The 18425-nt window shown below is 70.0% G+C and carries 17 protein-coding genes; 11 read left to right on the forward strand and 6 right to left on the reverse strand.

The window, feature by feature from the left end; translation table 11 throughout:
- Window positions 1-8 precede the first annotated feature (8 nt).
- From VH914_19915 to VH914_19925, 3 genes are all read right to left on the reverse strand, one after another.
- Entirely contained in the window at window positions 9-2423 is a 2415-nt protein-coding gene (locus VH914_19915) for an ABC transporter permease (protein ID HEX4493480.1), read from the reverse strand.
- Window positions 2424-2495: 72 nt separating this feature from the next.
- Window positions 2496-3962, reverse strand: a complete 1467-nt coding sequence (locus VH914_19920) for a sulfatase-like hydrolase/transferase (GenBank protein HEX4493481.1) — start codon at window positions 3960-3962, stop codon at window positions 2496-2498.
- A 14-nt stretch (window positions 3963-3976) separates the two neighbouring features.
- Window positions 3977-4282, reverse strand: coding sequence for a hypothetical protein (locus VH914_19925; protein ID HEX4493482.1), 306 nt, complete (start codon window positions 4280-4282; stop codon window positions 3977-3979).
- 61 nt (window positions 4283-4343) lie between these two features.
- Between VH914_19925 and VH914_19930 the strand changes: the two genes are divergently transcribed.
- The 3 genes from VH914_19930 to VH914_19940 all read left to right on the forward strand — a co-directional run bounded on the left by VH914_19930 (window position 4344) and on the right by VH914_19940 (window position 6215).
- Complete coding sequence (locus VH914_19930; GenBank protein HEX4493483.1) at window positions 4344-5192, forward strand: TauD/TfdA family dioxygenase; 849 nt, start codon at window positions 4344-4346, stop codon at window positions 5190-5192.
- Window positions 5193-5259: 67 nt separating this feature from the next.
- On the forward strand, window positions 5260-6033 hold the full coding sequence (locus VH914_19935) for a hypothetical protein (protein HEX4493484.1): 774 nt from the start codon (window positions 5260-5262) through the stop codon (window positions 6031-6033).
- Window positions 6030-6215 (forward strand): hypothetical protein, encoded by a 186-nt coding sequence (locus VH914_19940; GenBank protein ID HEX4493485.1) that lies wholly within the window; start codon window positions 6030-6032, stop codon window positions 6213-6215. Before VH914_19935 ends, VH914_19940 begins: the two co-directional genes overlap by 4 nt.
- On the opposite strand, the gene VH914_19945 is transcribed toward VH914_19940, so the two are convergent.
- On the reverse strand, window positions 6212-6529 hold the full coding sequence (locus tag VH914_19945) for a GNAT family N-acetyltransferase (GenBank protein ID HEX4493486.1): 318 nt from the start codon (window positions 6527-6529) through the stop codon (window positions 6212-6214). The genes VH914_19940 and VH914_19945 overlap by 4 nt on opposite strands.
- A 153-nt stretch (window positions 6530-6682) precedes the next feature.
- Between VH914_19945 and VH914_19950 the strand changes: the two genes are divergently transcribed.
- Complete coding sequence (locus tag VH914_19950) at window positions 6683-8428, forward strand: ABC transporter ATP-binding protein (GenBank protein ID HEX4493487.1); 1746 nt, start codon at window positions 6683-6685, stop codon at window positions 8426-8428.
- A 178-nt stretch (window positions 8429-8606) separates the two neighbouring features.
- The gene (locus VH914_19955; GenBank protein HEX4493488.1) at window positions 8607-10496 is read left to right on the forward strand and encodes an ABC transporter ATP-binding protein; all 1890 of its coding nucleotides are present in this window, start codon (window positions 8607-8609) and stop codon (window positions 10494-10496) included.
- Window positions 10497-10565: 69 nt separating this feature from the next.
- Here VH914_19955 and VH914_19960 read toward each other — a convergent pair whose 3' ends face one another.
- A complete protein-coding gene (locus tag VH914_19960) occupies window positions 10566-11642 on the reverse strand; it encodes a class I fructose-bisphosphate aldolase (protein ID HEX4493489.1) in 1077 nt (358 codons plus the stop codon).
- A gap of 103 nt (window positions 11643-11745) precedes the next feature.
- Here VH914_19960 and VH914_19965 point away from each other — a divergent pair, with 103 nt between their 5' ends.
- The 4 genes from VH914_19965 (at window position 11746) to VH914_19980 (ending at window position 15418) form a co-directional block, all read left to right on the forward strand.
- On the forward strand, window positions 11746-12138 hold the full coding sequence (locus tag VH914_19965; protein ID HEX4493490.1) for a DUF4267 domain-containing protein: 393 nt from the start codon (window positions 11746-11748) through the stop codon (window positions 12136-12138).
- Between the two features lie 213 nt (window positions 12139-12351).
- Window positions 12352-12792 (forward strand): hypothetical protein, encoded by a 441-nt coding sequence (locus VH914_19970; GenBank protein HEX4493491.1) that lies wholly within the window; start codon window positions 12352-12354, stop codon window positions 12790-12792.
- Window positions 12793-12912: 120 nt separating this feature from the next.
- Window positions 12913-14388 carry a PQQ-dependent sugar dehydrogenase gene (locus VH914_19975; protein HEX4493492.1) on the forward strand — a complete coding sequence of 492 codons (1476 nt, stop codon included), beginning with the start codon at window positions 12913-12915 and terminating at the stop codon, window positions 14386-14388.
- 46 nt (window positions 14389-14434) lie between these two features.
- Entirely contained in the window at window positions 14435-15418 is a 984-nt protein-coding gene (locus VH914_19980; GenBank protein HEX4493493.1) for an NUDIX domain-containing protein, read from the forward strand.
- 10 nt (window positions 15419-15428) lie between these two features.
- Here VH914_19980 and VH914_19985 read toward each other — a convergent pair whose 3' ends face one another.
- Window positions 15429-16211: an SDR family oxidoreductase gene (locus VH914_19985; protein HEX4493494.1), complete on the reverse strand. Its 783-nt coding sequence runs from the start codon at window positions 16209-16211 to the stop codon at window positions 15429-15431.
- Window positions 16212-16259: 48 nt separating this feature from the next.
- Between VH914_19985 and VH914_19990 the strand changes: the two genes are divergently transcribed.
- Both VH914_19990 and VH914_19995 read left to right on the forward strand, forming a co-directional pair.
- Window positions 16260-16958, forward strand: coding sequence for a nitroreductase family protein (locus VH914_19990; GenBank protein ID HEX4493495.1), 699 nt, complete (start codon window positions 16260-16262; stop codon window positions 16956-16958).
- A complete protein-coding gene (locus VH914_19995; GenBank protein HEX4493496.1) occupies window positions 16955-18175 on the forward strand; it encodes a serine hydrolase in 1221 nt (406 codons plus the stop codon). Before VH914_19990 ends, VH914_19995 begins: the two co-directional genes overlap by 4 nt.
- The last annotated feature ends 250 nt before the right edge of the window (window positions 18176-18425 follow it).

An 18425-nucleotide genomic window follows, 5' to 3' on the forward strand; every position in this document is an offset into this window, starting at 1 on the left:
GGCCGACGCTATTCGGTGCGCAGGACCTCGGCCGTGCGCAGGCGCGCGGCGCGCCGCGCCGGCAGCGCGGCGAGCGAGTTCGCGACGACGAGCACCGCGGGTGCGATCACGACGACCGCGACGGTCGCGAGTGGCGCGACGTAGAGCAGCGGCGTGCGATCCGCGATCCAGCGCCACGCGAGCCGGCCCGCGACGATGCCGAGCGGGACGCCGACGACGACACCGATGATGCCGACGGTCGTCGCGAGCCACGCGATGCACGCCGCGCTCTGCCGCGGCCGCAGCCCGATCGCCTTCAAGATCGCGAGGTCGTGTCGGCGCCGGCGGACCGCGGTTGTGAGCGCGTGCCCGAGCGCGGCGAGCGCGAGCAGAACGAGGAAGATCGCGAGCGCGATCGGCAGCGACCGCACGTCGCGCAGGTAGACCACGTCCTGCGGCAGCGTGGCGGAGTCGAGGTCGTTGCCGACGTGCGCAGCGAGCGCGTGCATCAGCGTGTCCTGCGAAGTGCCCGGCTTCGCGGTGACGACGAAGCCGACATCCGTGTTCTGCGACTGCTCGACGGTTCCGAACAGCGCGGTCATCGTGCGCTTCGAGACCCAGAGCCCTTGGTCGAACGAGGAGTGCGGGCTCTCGGGCAGCAGCGCGGTTCCCGTGACGCGCAGGGTCGTCGGGTGCGTGCCGCGGACGCGGAGCCGCTCGCCCACGTGCACGTGCAGCTGGCGCGCCGTCGCGGGCCCGATGGCGACCTCGCCGTCGCGCGGCGTGTCACCCGACAGCATCGTGAAGTCCATCGCGCCGCGCATCGGTTCGAGATCCCAGAGCGGCAGCCCCGCGCCGGCGACGTTCGCGGTGCCGTGTCGGATCAGCGCGATCTTCGCGACCTGCGGGAGGTGCTCGAGCTTTGCCGGGAACGCGCGGTACTGCGCCTGGGAGTCGGGGGTGACGAGTGCGTCGTACACCTGGCCCGAGCGGGTCGGGCGCTCGAGCGCGTCGTCGATGCCGCGCAGGAAGCCGAGCGCCGCGACGATCCCGAGCACCGCGGCGATCACGCCCGTGATCGCGGGGCGTACCGGGAGCGCGCGCTCGCCGCGCCCCGATTCGAACGCGAGACCCGCGCCGAGCGACACCGGAAGCGGGGCGCTCGCGAGCAACTCGCGCGCGGCCGAGGCGCGCCGACGGCGTGGGGCGCGCAGCCGGGTCGACGTCGCGCGACGCGCCGCGATCGCAGCCGCCGCCAGCACGAACAGTCCGACGACGACGAGTCCGGGCAGCAGCACGAGCCAGTCGACGTGGAAGCCGAGGCCCGGGTCGAACTGGCGCGCGAGACCGACCGGGAAGAAGCGTGAGAAGACGATGGCGAACCCGACCGCCGTGAGCGACGCGATCGCGAGCACGAGCGCGATCGGCCGCAGCAGTGCCCGCATCGAATCGCCGCGGGTGAAGCCGAGGGAGCGGAGGACGGGTACCGACTCGCCCATGGCGTAGACGACGCGCGCGATCGCCTGCCCGACGAGCACGATCGCCGCGCACGCGATGGCGCCCGCGAACATCAGCAGACCCGTCGTCTCGACGTCGATCGCGTTCGTGACGCGCTTCGCATCGTCGTCGAGGTCGCGCACGGGCACGCCGAGCAGCGTCTGGTGGTCGACCTTCGGGTCGCTGAGGAGCTGGACCGCGCGCCCGTGGAACGCGTCGACATCGGTTCCCGGCTTCAGCCGGACGATGAGGTTCGGCGAGTGCCCGACCTTGGCGCCGTACTTCGCCATGAACGCCCCGCCCGGCTCGAAGCCGGGATCGCCGGTGCCGAAGATCGCGTCGACCATCGAGCTGCCGATGCCGACGATCGTCGAGCGCAACTTCACGACGACGTGGGGTGGCGCTCCGTAGAAAGCGCTCTCGTTGCTCGCGGCCACGACCTCGACGTGCTGACCGATGTGCAAGTGGTACTTGTGCGCGGCGACGTTGTTCACGACGATCTCGTCGGCCCGCGTCGGATCGGGCAGCCGGCCGTGCCGCAACAGCGGTCGCGACAACGTGCGGTACAGATGCTGGTCGTTCGGGACGAGCGCGCCCAGATCTCCGAGCGGCACCTTGCCGTACCCGTCGATGTGCGTGATGACGACGGCCGCGAGGTCGAACGAGCCGCCGTCGACGACCTCGGGAAGCTTCAGCACGCGCGAGTAGTCGACCGACGACGCGCCGACCTGGGTGCCGAAGACGACCGCGTTCGGTGCCGCGGTCGCGTCCCGCCAGCGCGCGTAGGCGCGGTCACTGCGGCGCGCGCCTGCGAGCGCGGCGAGCGCGAGTCCACCCGCGAGCCCGCCGAGCACTCCGACTGCGACGAGGGAGCGCCAACGCTGCGCCAGCTCGCGCGCCGCCCACATCCGCCGGGCCGGCGCGAGCGTCGACGTTCCCTCGTTCACGCCCTCATCCTCGCCCGCAACCCGCGTTCCGAACAGAGGAGCAGCACCCGCTCGGTGCGGATGCCTGCACCCTCAGCCCGCGAAGGGGTTCTTGTGGGGGCGGACCGGCGTCGTGGCGAGGAAGGGGCGGACCACGCCGTCCATCAGCTCGTCGACGACGGCCGCGCACTCGGGGTCGGTGAGGCGGTCGTGGTCCTCGTTCGGATCCTCGTAGTGGTCGAACAGCTGGCACGGTGCGCCGAGGTCTTCGTCGACGACGAGCTTGTAGCGGTCGGTCTCGAACGAGGCGAAGCCCCAGTTCTCGCTGATCGACACGTCGCGCGGCGCGGTATCGCCGTTGGTGCGGCCGTCGACATGACCGAGCAGCGAGCGACCCTCGCCCGCGGGGATCGCCGGCGCGCCCGCGAGCGCGCGGATGGTCGCGGGAACGTCGAGGTGCTCGACCAGTGCGTCGACGACGTGCGCGTCACGGCCGCGCGGAGGCCTGACGATCAGGGGTACGCGCACCGCGGGCTCGTAGAGCACGCACTTCGACATCAGCCCGTGATTGCCGCCCATCTCGCCGTGGTCGCTCGTGTAGATGATCCACGTGTCGTCGGCGATGCCCTTCGCGTCGAGCGCGCCGACGATCGCGCCGACCTGGTCGTCGATCACCGAGACGTCGGCGCTGTACGCGCGCCGCATCCCGCGGATCGCGTCGTCGGTCATCGTGTCGGTGTCGGCGAGGTGCAGGAACGCGTTCAGGAGCGCGCCGTAGCGTCCGGTGCTCTCGGTGTTCGGCCGCCGGGTGGAGCGCGGCATCGAGATGTCGACGTCGCGGTAGCGATCGACCGCGGCCTGCGGCGCGTCCCACGGATCGTGCGGTCCGGGAAAGCCGACGAAGAGGAAGAAGGGATCGGCGCGGTCGTACTCGGTGATCCAGCGCACGGCTTCGCGCCCGTGCCAGCTGTCGACGTAGTCGTCGAGCGGGAGCGGCATCGGTGTCGCGTCCCACATCGGCACGCGCTTCGTCGGGTTCGCACCGGTCTCGTGGTCGCCTTGGTAGCTGCGATCCGCGATGTGCCGGCGATACGTGTCGAGCAGCCCGTTCTCACGGAGGTAGTCGGTATAGCGAGTCGGCGTGTCGCCCGCGAACTTGTCGCCGGTCTCGCGTACTTCCGCGAAGCCGAGCGCCTCGAGTCGCGACGCGAGGTCGTCGATATGGGTCGCGGTGAGGATCTCGTCGCGGTAGAGATGCGCCTTGCCGACGAGTGCAGTGTGGTAGCCGGCTTCGCGCAGCGACCACGTGTAGGTCGGGGAGTCGGGCGCGATCTCGGCCCAGTTCGTGTAGACGCCGTGGTCGCGGACGTAGCGCTCGGTCATGAATGACGCGCGCGCCGGCATGCACAACGGGCCCTGGCACGTGACCCGTTCGAAGCGAACGCCGCGCGCCGCGAGCGCGTCGAGGTTCGGCGTGAGCACACCGGCGTCGCCCGCGCAGCCCATCATGTCGGCGCGGTGCTGGTCGGACATGACCAGCACGATGTTCGGAGCAGTCATGCCCCGAGTCTGGCTCAGGGCACTCGCACGTCGCGAGTCCGCGCCGCGATCGCGCGGTCCTCGTCGGTGAGCTCCGTGTCCTTCACCGGCTTCACGAGCGTCCAGTGCTTGCCGACCGGGCAGCGCTGGAAGCGCGAGAGCCCGAGCTTGACCGACTTGATCGACGCGCCAGGGATCCAGATCGTCGTGAAGAGGTGACCCTTGCGACAGCGGACGACCGTGTTCGGGCCGAGCTTGTAGCCCCGCTTGCGGGCGACACCGGTCAGCAGTGCGAGCGCACCACCGGCGATCGCGAGCTTGCCGAGTTTGCGTGAAGCCATACCTGCGAGCGTACGTCCGCCGTCGGGCTCTCAGAACGCTCGGTGTCCGTATCATCGGTGCGTGAACGTCGAACCGTGGTCGGGCGTGTGCGGCGCGGTCATCACGGATGTGGACCTGGCGGGCGAGCTCGACGACGCGGAGATCGCGCGGATCCGTCGCGCGGTCGTCGAGCACGGTGTCGTGTTCTTCCGCGAGCAGCGGCTCGCTCCGGAGCAGCAGGTCGCGTTCAGCCGGCGCTTCGGACCGTTCTCACCGGTACCGTTCGTGCAGCCGATCGCGGACCATCCCGAAGTCATCGCCGTGGTGCGCGAGGCGTCGGAGATGCAGCGGTTCACGTTCGGGAGCATCTGGCACTCCGACTTCTCGTTCCTGCCCGAGCCACCGATGGGTTCGATCCTGCACGCGCTCGAAGTGCCGCCGGTGGGCGGCGACACGCTGTGGGCGAACCAGTACCTCGCGTTCGAGACGCTGTCGCCCGGGTTGCAGGAGTGCCTGCGTCGCCTGCGCGGCGTGCACAGCGCGCGGGATGCGTACTCGCCGAAGATGCAGGGCGTACACGATCGGCTCGCGGGGATGCGCGTGCAGACCGGCGACGAGGCGAACCACGAGCGATTGCATCCGGCGGTGCGCGTGCACCCGGAGACGGGACGCGAGGCGTTGTTCGTGAACGCGCAGTACACGCTCGGGCTCGACGGCTGGTGGCCGCACGAGGCGCGCTTGCTGCTCGACTACTTGTTCGCGCATGCGGTGCAACCGGCGTTCACCTGTCGCTGGCGCTGGCAGCCCGGCGATGTCGCGTTCTGGGACAACCGGTGCGTGCAACACATGGTGATGGCCGACTCGTCGGGACACCGACGCGCCATGCACCGCACGACCGTCGCGGGCGAAGCGCCAATCGCGCCTGCATGAAAAGCGCCTGAAATCATTGGTGATTCGGCGGCAATAACTGTCACACCCTCGTCGTACGATCGCATCGATGTTCGACACGATCACCTCGACGAGACGCGCGCTGGAGGAGCTCGCCGCGAGCTTCGAGCCGCGCACGCTCACGAACGAACAGGCGACGCGGGTCGTCGACGAGCTCGACGCCGCCGCGCAGCAGATCTTCCGCAGTCGCCGCAAGGCGGGTCCGCACGAGTCACTCGAGGCCTACTCGGCCGACGCGCTCGCCGAGCTCGTTCTCGCCGAACCAACCGAGCGTAGGTCCGCCACGATCGCGGCCCATGTCGTGATCGATCACGTCGTACTCGTACGCGGCAACGCGATCGAGGGTGAGCGGTGCGAGATCCCCGGTGTCGGTCCGGTGAACGTCGAGTGGGTGCGCGACCTGCTGGGTGAGGCGTTCGTCACTGCGATCGTGAAGAAGGGTCGCAACGTCGCGACCGTCGCACACTTCGGTCGCCACGTCCCGGCCCACCTCCGCACGGCCATGATCGTGGGCGGTCGCGAGTGCGACATCGAGGGCTGCCACAACCGCGGTTACCTCGAGCTCGATCACTCCGACGTCGACTTCGCCGACGGCGGCCCGGCCGCGTTGTGGAACCTCGACTGGTGTCGTGTTCCCGATCTGCGGGGTGTTCGAGCTCGAGAACGGCCGGATCAAGGCGCGCCGCGAGTACTTCGATCTCGGGCCGGCTCGCGCGGCCACGCTCCGCCAGGAATGACGCGCAGCGTCACGCGAATCGCGCTCAAGTTCAGGCCCGCGCGTGCCGATCCCAGGGGCGGACCGGAGTGTCTCCCCAGCACGTGATCGGGGCCAATGTGGGCATCGGAATCATCCTCGGCTCCATCGCCGTCTTCTTCGGCGGCGGCACTGTGCTCGCGCTGGTGCTGTGCGCGTCGGGTGACGACGCCGACCACCGCTTCCACGAAGCCGTCGACACCGCGACCGACGAGGTCGAGCGCGAGGCGAACACGCTCGTCCTGCGCTAACCGCCGGAGTCGCGCGCGCTGCCGGTAGTAGCCCAGTCGATCGAGACCCGCGCCGCGTCGTCCGGATGCCGTTCGAGCCAGGCGCGCGCGTACGGACAGCGGGGCACAACGGTCAGACCGTCGGTCTCGGCCGCGTCGACTGCGGTGCGCACGAGCTGCCCTGCGATGCCGCGGCCCTCGAGCGCGTGCGGCACCTCGGTGTGGATGAGCACGAGTCGCTTCCCGGAACGGTGGTACTCGAGCACACCGCGGTGACCGTCGACCTCGATCTCGAACCGCGACTCGGGCGGGTTGTCGCGTACTTCGTCGCTCACGAGTCGCCGCGCCTCGTCGCCGAGCGCTGAGAGAGCACGCCGTACCGCATCATCGCCTCAGCCTTGCCCCCATCGTGCCCTCGGACAACCCCGACGGTTTCGTGACCGAAATCACCGCGGCCGTGAACGGTCGGTCCGGCATGATCTGTGGACATGCGGCAGCGGGGGTGGCGCAATCGCGCCCTGTTGCGGACCTGGCCCTACCTGCGGCCGTTCCGTCGTCATCTCGTCGTGATCCTGATCACGTCGGTGCTGTCGACCGCGGCCCAGCTCGCGATGCCGCTCATCGTCGCCGCGGTCATCGACGGGCCGCTGAAGACCGGCGACCATGCCGACATCCTCCGATGGTGCGCGCTCGGCATCGTGCTCGCGGCCGTCGAAGTCGCACTCAACTTCGTACGCCGCTACCTCCTCGCCATCGTCGCGACCGAGCTCGAGACGCGACTGCGCGACGACCTCTACGAGCATCTGCAGCACCTCGACGTCGGTTTCCACGACCGCTGGCAGTCGGGCCAGCTGTTGTCGCGCGCGACGACCGACCTCGCGATCGTGCGCCGCTTCATCGGCTTCGGCGCGGTGTTCTTCGTGCTGATCGGAGTGCAGGTGACCGCGATCTTCGCGGTGTTGCTGATCCTCAACGTGCCGCTCGCGCTGTTGACGTTCGTGGCCGCGATCCCGGTCGTCATGCTGTGCCGGCGTTTCGAGCGCGCGTACTACGACATCGTCCGCAAGATCCAGGATCAGACCGGCGACCTCACGACGACGATCGAAGAGGCCGCGCGCGGCATCCGCGTCATCAAGGCGTTCGGCCGGGGACGCGAGTCGTTCGCAGGGTTCGACGAGCAGGCGACGGGCATCTACGACAGTCAGATCACGCGCATCGGGTTGCACACGCGGTTCGTGTGGGTGCTCGGCATCATCCCGAACCTCACGCTCACCGCGGTGCTGCTCGCCGGCATCCTCGCGGTCGGTCACGGCAGCCTCAGCCTCGGCGACCTCGTCGCCTTCGTGTCCTACGTGCTGATCCTCACGTTCCCGCTCGAGGTGTTGGGTTGGATCATGGCGCTCGCGGGCGAGGCCGAGACCGCCGCGGGCCGTGTCTACGAGGTGTTCGACACGGTGCCCGCGATCGTCGACCGGCCCGGCGCGATCGAATTGCCGAGCGTGCGCGGCGAGGTGCGCTTCGATGCGGTCGGCTTCGACTATCCGAACTCCGACCGCACCGCGCTCTCGGGCATCGACCTCGTCGTGCACCCCGGCGAGACCCTCGCGGTCGTCGGCGCGACCGGCTCGGGCAAGACGACGCTCGTCACGCTGCTCACGCGCCTCTACGACCCGACCGTCGGTCGGATCACGCTCGACGGTCACGACCTGCGCGACATCACCGTGAGGAGCCTGCGCAGTCACGTCGGCTTCGCGTTCGAGGACCCGTCGTTGTTCTCGGCGTCGGTGCGCGAGAACCTGCTCATGGGCAAGCCCGACGCGACCGACGACGACCTCGCCGACGCGCTCCGCATCGCGCAGGCGAACTTCGCGCTCGACCTCCCGTGGGGGCTCGACACGCGCATCGGTGAGCAGGGCCTGTCGCTGTCGGGCGGCCAACGTCAGCGCCTCGCGCTCGCGCGTGCGGTCATCGGCCGGCCGCGGGTGCTCGTGCTCGACGATCCGCTCTCCGCGCTCGACGTGCACACGGAGGCGAAGGTCGAGGAGGCGCTGCGGCCGCTCCTCACCGAGTGCACGGTGTTCCTCGTCGTGCACCGGCCGTCGACGATCGCGCTCGCCGACCGCGCGGTGCTGCTCGACCGCGGGCACGTCGTCGCCGTCGGCACCCACCACGAGCTGATGGAACGCGAGCCGCGCTACCGCTCGGTGCTCAGCGAAGAAGCGGGTGCGGCATGAAAACGCCAGGAGTGCCTCGTTCCCACGCGGCCGAAGGCGTGAGTGGAGCGAGCGTCGAGGCTCGCCAGCGAGCGTGCGAGTCGGCGACCCGGTGCTGGATGGTCGCGCTCGCTGCTCGGCGGGATACCCGCCTCGCGGGCGCTCGCCGCTCTTGGGGAGCCGGCGAAGGAGCGAGCGAGTGAGTGCGGTAGAGCCCGACGAAGTCCACGAGCTCGATCCCGACGCGGTGCTCGACATCACGGGCGACGCGATCGTCGACGCGTGGCGCGGCGTCAAGGCCGAGGAAGAGGAGGAGGTCGAAGGCGGCCTCGCGGGGCTGCTGCGGTCGCGCAGCCGCGCGCTGCTCGGCGACCTCCTGCGCCCGCACCGCCGCGCGGTCGTCATCGCGTCGATCCTCATCGCGATCAGCACGGCCGCGCAGCTCGCGGTGCCGTGGCTCATCCAGATCGGCATCGACGACGGCATCCCCCCGCTGGTGAAGGGCGGCAGCGGCACGATCCGCCCGCTCGTCGGCGTCGTCGCCGGGGTCACGATCGCGACCGTGATCGCGGCGGTCACGTACAACGCGTTCCTGCTGCTGCTCGGGCGCGTCGGCCAGGACATCGTGCTCGACATCCGCCGCCGGCTGTTCGTGCACTTCGAGAAGCTGAGTGTCGCCTTCCACGAGCGCTACACGTCGGGGCGCGTGATCTCGCGCCAGACCTCCGACGTCGAGGCGATCGGAGACCTGCTCGGCGACGGCCTCATCAACCTCATCACCTCGTTGCTGCTCATGATCGGGATCGGCATCGCGCTGCTCCTGCTCGACTGGCGCCTCGCGCTGCTGACGCTCAGCGCCTTCCCGGTCCTGTTCGTGATCACACGCTGGTTCCGCGGCCGCGCCGAGCGCGCGTACCGCGCGACGCGCGAAGCGGTCGCGCTCGTGATCGTGCACTTCGTCGAGAGCCTCGGCGGCATCCAGGCGGTGCACGCCTTCCGGCGCGAGCCGCGCAACCAGGAGATCTTCGAGCACCTCGACGACCGTTACCGCGGCGCCAACTTCTGGTCGCAACAACTCGGCGCGGTCTACGGACCCGGCGTGCAGTTCGTCGGTCGCGTCATGACCGCGCTCGTGCTCGGCTACGGCAGCTACCTCGTGCTCGGTCACAACATGACCGTCGGCGTGCTCGCCGCGTTCCTCCTCTACCTGCGCCGGTTCTTCGCTCCGATGGAGGAGTTGAGCCAGTTCTACAACCTCTTCCAGGCCGCGGCGGCCGCGCTCGAGAAGCTCTCGGGCGTCCTCGAGGAGCCGACGAGCGTGCCCGAGCCGCTGCAGCCGACGCCGCTCCCGCACGCGCGGGGCGAGATCGACTTCACCGCCGTGCGCTTTGCCTACCGCGAGCGCACGGTGCTGCACCGCCTCGACCTCATGATCCCGGCGGGGCAGACCGTCGCGCTCGTCGGCGCGACCGGCGCGGGCAAGACGACGATCGCCCGCCTCGCGGCGCGCTTCTGGGATCCGACCGAGGGCGAAATCACGCTCGACGGCGTCGACCTGCGTGATCTCACCGAGGACGACCTGCGGCGCGCGGTCGTGTCGGTGACGCAGGAGAACTTTCTCTTCTCCGGCTCGGTCGCCGACAACATCCGCTTCGGGCAGCCGGGCGCGTCACTCGCCGACATCGAGACCGCGGCGCACGCGATCGGCGCGCACGAATTCATCGCCGGGTTGCCCGACGGTTACGACACCGACGTGCACCAGAAGGGCGCGCGCCTGTCGGCCGGGCAGCGCCAGCTCGTCGCGTTCGCACGTGCGTTCCTCGCCGATCCGGCGGTGCTCATCCTCGACGAGGCGACGTCGTCACTCGACGTGCCGTCGGAGCGACTCGTGCAGCGCGCGCTGCAGACGCTCCTCGCGGATCGCACCGCGATCATCATCGCCCACCGCTTGACGACGGTGGAGATCGCGGACCGGGTGGTCGTCGTCGACGACGGTCGCATCGTCGAAGACGGCGCGCCGCGCGATCTCATCGGCGGCACCGGCCGCTACGCGGCCCTCCACCACGCCTGGGCCCAGAGCCTCGTCTGACGTCTCCACGCGTCAGTGGTACTGCGTTGTTCGGCTATATGCCGACAACGCAGTACCACGGGAACCCGGTCAGGCGATCGTGACCGACTCGTCGAGGTAGACGTCCTGGATCGCGTTGAGCAGCTGCACGCCCTCGGCCATCGGCCGCTGGAACGCCTTGCGGCCCGAGATCAGGCCCGTGCCGCCGGCGCGCTTGTTGATCACCGCGGTGCGTACGGCCTCGGCGAGGTCGCTCGCGCCCTTCGACTCGCCGCCCGAGTTGATGAGCCCCGAGCGGCCCATGTAGCAGCTCGCGACCTGGTAGCGGCAGAGGTCGATCGGGTTGTCGGTCGTGAGCGTGTCGTAGACGATCTTCGACGTCTTGGCGAAGTCGATCGCGGTGAAGCCGCCGTTGTTGGTCGGAAGCTTCTGCTTGATGATGTCGGCCTCGATCGTGACGCCGAGGTGGTTCGCCTGACCGGTGACATCGGCGGCCGCGTGGTAGTCGACACCGTCCTTCTTGAACGCGTCGTTGCGCAGGTAGCACCACAGCACCGTCGCCAGGCCGAGCTCGTGCGCGTGCTGGAACGCGACCGCGATCTCCTGCAGCTGACGTGCCGACTCGGCGGAACCGAAGTAGATCGTCGCGCCGACCGCGACCGCGCCGAGGTCGGCCGCCTGCTTCACCGTGCCGAACAGCACCTGGTCGAACCGGTTCGGGTACGTGAGCAGCTCGTTGTGGTTGATCTTCACGATGAACGGGATCTTGTGCGCCCAGCGGCGCGCGACCGCGCCGAGCACGCCGAACGTCGACGCGACCGCGTTGCAACCACCTTCGACCGCGAGCTCGACGATGTTCTCGGGATCGAAGTAGAGCGGGTTCGGCGCGAACGACGCGCCGGCCGTGTGCTCGATGCCCTGGTCGACCGGGAGGATCGAGACGTAACCGGTGTTCGCGAGCCGGCCGTTCGCGTACAGCGACTCGAGGCTGCGCAGCACGCGCGTCGGCCGGTCGCTGTGGGCCCACACGCGGTCGACGAAGTCGGGACCCGGCAGGTGGAGCTGATCCTTGGCGATCGTCTTGCACTGATGCTGGAGGAGCGGCGCGGCGTCGTCGCCGAGGAGGGACTCCAACGTCCCTGCACCGTTCTTCGTCGCGGTTGCCATCGTGCCGCCTCCGTCGTCTGCGTGTCGCGTCGGTCACCGCCCGCACGGGCGAAGGACCCGTATGGTTGCCGTCGAGCGGGCAGGGTGTCGAACGGAGGCGGGAATGCGGCGCGCACGGGTCGACGGATGGGCCGTGGCGGCGGGGACGATCCGGCTCGCATCCGGCGTGTCGTTCCTGGTCGCTCCCGAGGCGGCGAACCGGCTCTGGGGCGATGCCGAGGACTCGGGCCCGACCGCGAGCCTCCTGCTGCGATCCATGGGATACCGCGACGCGCTGATCGGCGGGCTCCTCGCGGGGAGCGGACTCGCGGGCCGCGACTCGGCCGCGGGCTGGTTCCTCGCCTCGGCCGGCGCCGACGCGGCCGACCTCGTCGGCGGGATCGCGAACCGTCATCGCATGCGGCGCAGCCAGGTCGTCCGCGGGCTCGGTGGCGCCGCGTTCGGTGTCGCCGTCGGCCTCGTCGGCGCGGTGCACTCGCGCCGGGCGCGCCACTGAGACTCGTAAAGCGTCGGGTTTACTGACGCGCGTGTCCGGGAAGACCACCCGGCGATCCGGAGGCATGTGGGGGTTCCGGATCACGAGCAGCAGCACTGATGACTGATGGCACAGCGGTCGTGCGGTTCCGACGGGGGGACGGAGTTTCGGACTCCTGCCGTTTCGGAGACGGCCCTACGGGCGGTTGGTCCCGCCCAGACGGAGGAGATCCCATTGTTCAAGTCTCGTTTCTCCCGCATTCTCGCGAGCGGCGCGCTCGCCGGCGCGGGCGTCGTTGCGTTCGCAGTTCCGTCGGGCGCGGCCGCGAGCGGCATCGCCTGCAAGTCGATGACCGGCAACATCACCGGCAACGTCACGCTGAAGAAGTGCACCGGCAACACCGGTAAGGCTTCGAAGCCGCTTCCCGCGACCGCGCTCGCCAGCGGCGGCACGATCACGTGGAAGAACAACAAGACCACGACCGTGAAGCTCAAGGTGAAGCAGGGCCCGGGCACGAAGTGCAAGGTCGGCGACACCGAGTACGACGCGAGCGGCAAGGTCACGAAGGACACGACCGGTTCGGTGGCGAAGGGCGCCAAGACGGTGGCGAAGGTCTGCGTCACGCCGGCCGGCGCGATCACCCTTCTCCCCGGCACGCAGGCGACGATCGGCTAGTTCCGAGCCAACGCGAGCTCACGAGGCCCCGCCCCGGTGGCGGGGCCTCGTCGCGTCCGAACGTGCGCTTCTCGACCGAAGCGGTTTACCGTGCCGCCCATGATTCGTGGGGCTTCACGGATGAAGCTTGCCCTCGCGTCGATGGTCGTACTGGTCGGCCTGGTCGGCGCGCTGCTCACGGTGTCGGCGCCGTCGGGCGCGTCGCCGCGGTCGTCGTCCTTGCCCGCAGGCTTCCAGGACGACGTCGCGTTCTCCAACCTCGATCAACCGACCGCGATCGCGTTCGCGCCCGACGGGCGGGTCTTCGTCGCGCTGAAGAGCGGCATCATCGACGTCTTCGCGAGCGTGCATGCGCAACACCCCACGCAGTTCGCGGACCTGAGCACGCTCACCGACGACATCTCCGACCGCGGGCTGCTCGGGCTCGCGGTCGATCCGAAGCTCGGCTCGCCCGCGCACAACGCCGTGTACGCGCTGTTCACGCTCGATGCGCCGCCGGGCGGTACCGCGCCGACGTGGGGCGATCGTTGCCCGCGGCCGCCGGCACCCGACGTCGACGGCTGCGTCGTCACCGGTGAGCTCGCGCGCATCGCCGTGAACGCGCAGGGACATGCGGGCGCGATCAAGCCGTTGATCACGGGGCAGTGGTGCCAGCAGTTCTCGAGCCACTCCATCGGCCATCTCGCGTTCGGTCCCGACGGCGACCTCTACGTGAGCGGCGGCGACGGTGCGAACTTCATCGATCAGATCGACATCGGCGAGTTCGGCGGCTCGCTCGTCGACACGCCCACACCGGTGAACCCGTGTGGCGACCCGCCGGGCGGTGTCGGCGTCGCCGACTCGGCGCCGACGGCGGAGGGCGGGTCGCTCCGGGCGCAGAGCGCGCGCCGGCCGGAAGGTGAGCCCGTGCTGCTGAACGGCACGGTGCTGCGCGTGAAGCCGCTCACCGGCGCGGGGGTTCCGAGCAACCCGATGTACGACGCGTCGGATCCGAGCAGCAACGCGTCGCGCATCATCGCCTACGGGTTCCGCAATCCGTTCCGCTTCACGTTCCGGCCGAAGACGAAGGAGCTCTGGGTCGCCGACGTCGGCTGGAACACCTGGGAAGAGATCGATCGCGACGCCTCGGTGACCACGAAGCCGACGCCGAACTTCGGTTGGCCCTGCTACGAGGGCGTGCCCGAGAACACCCCGTTCTCCGGGCTCGACCTGTGCCAGTCGCTGTACGCCGACCAGTCCGCGCCCGCGATCGCGCCGTACGACGCGTACAGCCACGGTTCGAAGCTCGGGACACACGACCACTGCCGGAACAACGCGGGCTCGGTGATCAGTGGCATCGCGTTCACGTCGCCGAAGTCGAACTATCCCGCGAGCTACCGCGGCGCGCTGTTCTTCGGCGATCACTCGCGCAGCTGTATCTGGGTCGAACACGCGGGCAAGAACGGATTGCCGAGTCGCGCGACGGTGCGCACGTTCGTCGACGACGCGCAGCAGCCCGCGCCCGTCGACATCGAGACCGATCCCGTGTCGGGCGATCTCTTCTACGTCGACATCGACGCCGGCGCGATCCACCGCATCACGTATTCAGCCCCGTAACCGTCCGCGCGACGGGTTGCACCGGGCGCCGCCCTACGCTGCCGGCATGACGGGCTCGACACCCGATCTCGCGCGCTTGCAACGGGAAGCGCAGTCGGCGGGCCGGCTCTGCACGGCCGGCGCCGTGGTGTTCGACTCCGAAGGGCGCGTGTTCGTGCCCCGCCGTTCTCCGAGCGCGCGACTTCCGGACTTGTGGGACATCGTCGGCGGCCACGTCGAACCGGGCGAGTCGATCGAGGCCGCGCTGCGGCGCGAGGTCGCCGAGGAGACGGGCTGGGTCGTGACCGGTGAACCGGCGCTCGTTCACGTGTGCGAATGGGAGTTGCCCGAGGAGCCGGGCCGCCCGAGGCGCGAGTTCGACTTCGTCGTCACCGTCGACGGCGACCTCGATCGACCGCGTCTCGCGCCGGCCGAGCACGTCGACCACATGTGGGTCGCGAGCGACGAGCTCGACCGGCTCGACGAGAACCGCGGCGCCGCCCAGCAGCTCGTTCGGCGAATTGTTGCGAGCGCGTTCGCGCCGCGCGGTGACGGCGGGTTGCGGCTCCCGCACGCGACCGCGTTCCTCGATCCGGTCCGGGCCGATGTCGAAGCCGTACGCCGTCGATGGGACCCGGTGATGGCGGCGCAGATCGCGGCGCACGTGAGCGTGGCGTACCCGAGTGGAGGCGGCGACGTCGACGACCTCACCGCTCGCGTCGCCGAGGTCGCGCCACGGCATGCGCCGTTCGTGCTCGAGCTCGGCGCGGTGGTGAACGACGGCGATCCCGCGCTCGGCATCTTCGTCGCCGTGCGCGATGTCGAGGGAGGGTTGGCGAGGCTTCGAGACGGGATCGCCGACGATGGTGGTCGAGCGGACGTTCCCCCGCACGTGACGCTCGTGCACCCACGGACGAGCGGTCTCGGAGTTGTGGCGTGGTCCGAGGTGAGAGCACTCGATCTGACGGGCCGGTTCGTCGTGCGGTCGATCGCGATCACCGCGTTCGACGGTTGCCGGTGGGTCACGACCAGCGAGCAGGCACTGGGCTGAGTTGCGGGCGTCAGCCGTGCGTCGAGATGCCGCCGTCGACGGGGATGACCGCGCCGGTGAGGTACGAGCCTGCGCGCGACGTGAGGAAGAGCGCCGCGCCGGCCGCGTCCTCGGGCCGGCCGATGCGGCGCAGTGGCACCGTCGACGCGACCATCTCCTCACCGCCGTCGGAGTCGAGGACGAACGCCATCATCTTCGAGCGGAACGGACCCGGCGCGATCGCGTTCACGGTGATGTGCTCGCGCGCGAGGCGATCGGCGAGGTGACGCGTGAGCATGTGCACCGCGGCCTTGCTCGCGGAGTACGAGTAGTTCTCCAGCGACGGCACGCGGATGCCGTCGACCGATCCGACGTTGACGACGCGTGCAGGATCGTCGGCGCTCGCGGCCGCGCGCAGCTGGGGCACGAGCGCGGTCGTGAGATGGAAGACCGCCTTCACGTTCGTCGCGAGGATCTTGTCCCACGCGTCGTCGGGGAACTCGAGCAGCGGCGCGCCCCACGTCGCGCCGGCGTTGTTGACGAGGATGTCGAGCTTCGGCTCGCGACGCGCGATCTCGGCGCCGAGCGCGTCCGAACCTTCCTTCGTCGACAGGTCGGCGGGGATCGACACGCACTCGCCGAACTGCGAGAGGTGCTGCGCGGCCTCGTCGCACGCGGCCGCCTTGCGCGCCGAGATGTAGACGCGGGCGCCGCTCGAGAGCAGGCCCTCGGCGATCATGAGTCCGATTCCGCGCGAGCCGCCGGTGACGAGCGCGGTCTTGCCGGAGACGGAGAACAGCGCGTCGGTGTCCATGGCCGGCGACCGTACCCGGAGGTTGGAAGCCACGCGTAGGGTCGCGTCATGGAGCTGCTCGATGCCCTGCGCTCGACCGGCGCGGTCCGGGAGTTCACCGACGAGCCGGTCTCGGACGAATCACTCGCGCGCATCCTCGACGCGGCGCGCTTCGCGCCGAGCGGCGGCAACCGTCAGGGTTGGCGCGTGGTCGTGGTGCGCGATCCGGAGACCCGCCGCGCGGTGCGCGACCTGTACCTGCCCGGTTGGTACGAGTACCTCGCGATCGCAAGCGCAAGCGCGCAGCTCACGCCGTTCGCGCCGGTCACCGATCGGGACGCCGAGACCGCCGCGCTCGCGAACGCGTCGGCGCTCGCGGCCGCGGCGGCCGACGGCCCGGGTGGCTTCGCCGAGCATCTCGACACCGTGCCGGTGCTGCTCGTGCTGTTCGCGGATCTGCGCGCGCTCGCCGCGATGGACCGCGACTCCGACCGCTACCAGTTCACGGGCGGCGCGTCGGTGTACCCGTTCGCGTGGAGCGTGTTGCTCGCGGCGCGTGAGGAAGGGCTCGGGGGAGTGATGACGACGATGAACATTCGTCGCGAGTCGGAGGTCAAGACGCTGTTGCACGCCGGTCCCGAGCTCGCGCTCGCGGCGGTGATCGCGCTCGGTCATCCGGTGCACGCGGCGCGCCGCCTGCGCCGGGCGCGCGTCGACGAGCTCGTCACGATCGATCGCATCGACGGCCCCGGGTTCGGTGCGTCGTGAGCGGACCCGACCCGAAGGCCGCGGGCTTCGATCCCACGCGCCTCGACCGGATCGAGGCGCATCTGCGGTCGCGCTACCTCGATTCCGGGAAGATCGCAGGGTGTCACACCGTGGTGTTCCGGCGGGGCCACCTCGCGTACTCGTCGACGCTCGGCGAGATGGATCGCGAGCGCGGCAAGCCCGTCGCCGACGACACGATCTGGCGGCTCTATTCGATGACGAAGCCGATCACCGGGGTCGCGCTCCTGTCGTTGCTCGAGCGCGCGACGTTCCAGCTGAGCGATCCCGTGTCGCAGTTCCTTCCCGAATGGGCGGACGTGCAGGTGCGCGAGCGCGACGCCGACGGCAACGTCCGCCTCGTGCCGCCCGCGCGCCCGATGAGCGTGCGCGACGTGCTCATGCACATGTCGGGGATCGGCTACGGGCCGCGCGGCGCGCGACTCGACTTCGACGCGCTCACGACCGGCGGCGGCAAGCCGACCGAGATCACGCTCGCGGAGCTGAGCGTGCTGCTCGCCGGCGAACCGCTGCGCTTCCACCCGGGAACGCACTGGCTCTACTCGTGGTCGACCGACATCTGCGCGCGCCTCGTCGAGGTGCTCTCCGGTCAGCCGTTCGACGAGTACCTGCGCGCCACGATCTTCGAGCCGCTCGGCATGCCCGACACCGGCTTCGTCGTGCCCGACGACAAGCTCGATCGGTTCTCGGCCTGCTACGCGCGCAACGCGCAGAAACAGCTCGTGCTCGTCGACGACCCCGAACGGAGTCGGTACCGAACGCCGCCCGCGCTGTTGTCGGGCGGCGGCGGACTCGTCGGCACCGCCGCCGACTATCTCCGCTTCTGCCGGATGCTGCTGAACGGCGGCGAGCTCGACGGCGCGCGCATCCTGAGTCGCAAGACGATCGAGCTCATGACGTCGAACCACCTGGGCGACGGCGGGCAGCTGCGCGAGTTCGCGCTACCCGGTGGCTACGGCGAGGTCGGCTTCGACGGGACCGGGTTCGGACTCACGGTCGCGGTCGGCCTCGGACCGGTCGCGACGCAGAACCTCACGTCGACGGGCGAGTTCATGTGGGGCGGGCTCGCGTCGACCGCGTTCTGGGTCGACCCGCTCGAGTCGACGATCGTGATCTTCATGACCCAGCTGATCCCGTCGGGCACGTTCAACTTCCGCGGCCAGCTCCGCACGCTCGTGAACGGCGCGATAGCCGATTGAGACGGAGGTAAGGCGCCACAGCCCGCGAGCGGAGCGAGCAGGGCGACCCGATTCGATCCCATCCCGCGTCGGGGAGGGCGAAGCTTGCGAGCCCGACCAGAAATTACGGCGCGCCGTCGGTGTAGTCGACGAAGCCGGAGGGCGCGTGGGGGCCGAGGGTCGCGTGCTCGAAGATGCCCCAACCTTCCTGCCCGTCGAACTGCACGCGCGCGATGTAATCGGTGATCGAGAACGCGGCGCGGCCCGCGAC

It is taken from the genome of Acidimicrobiia bacterium (assembly GCA_036271555.1).
Lineage (GTDB): Bacteria > Actinomycetota > Acidimicrobiia > IMCC26256 > PALSA-610 > DATBAK01.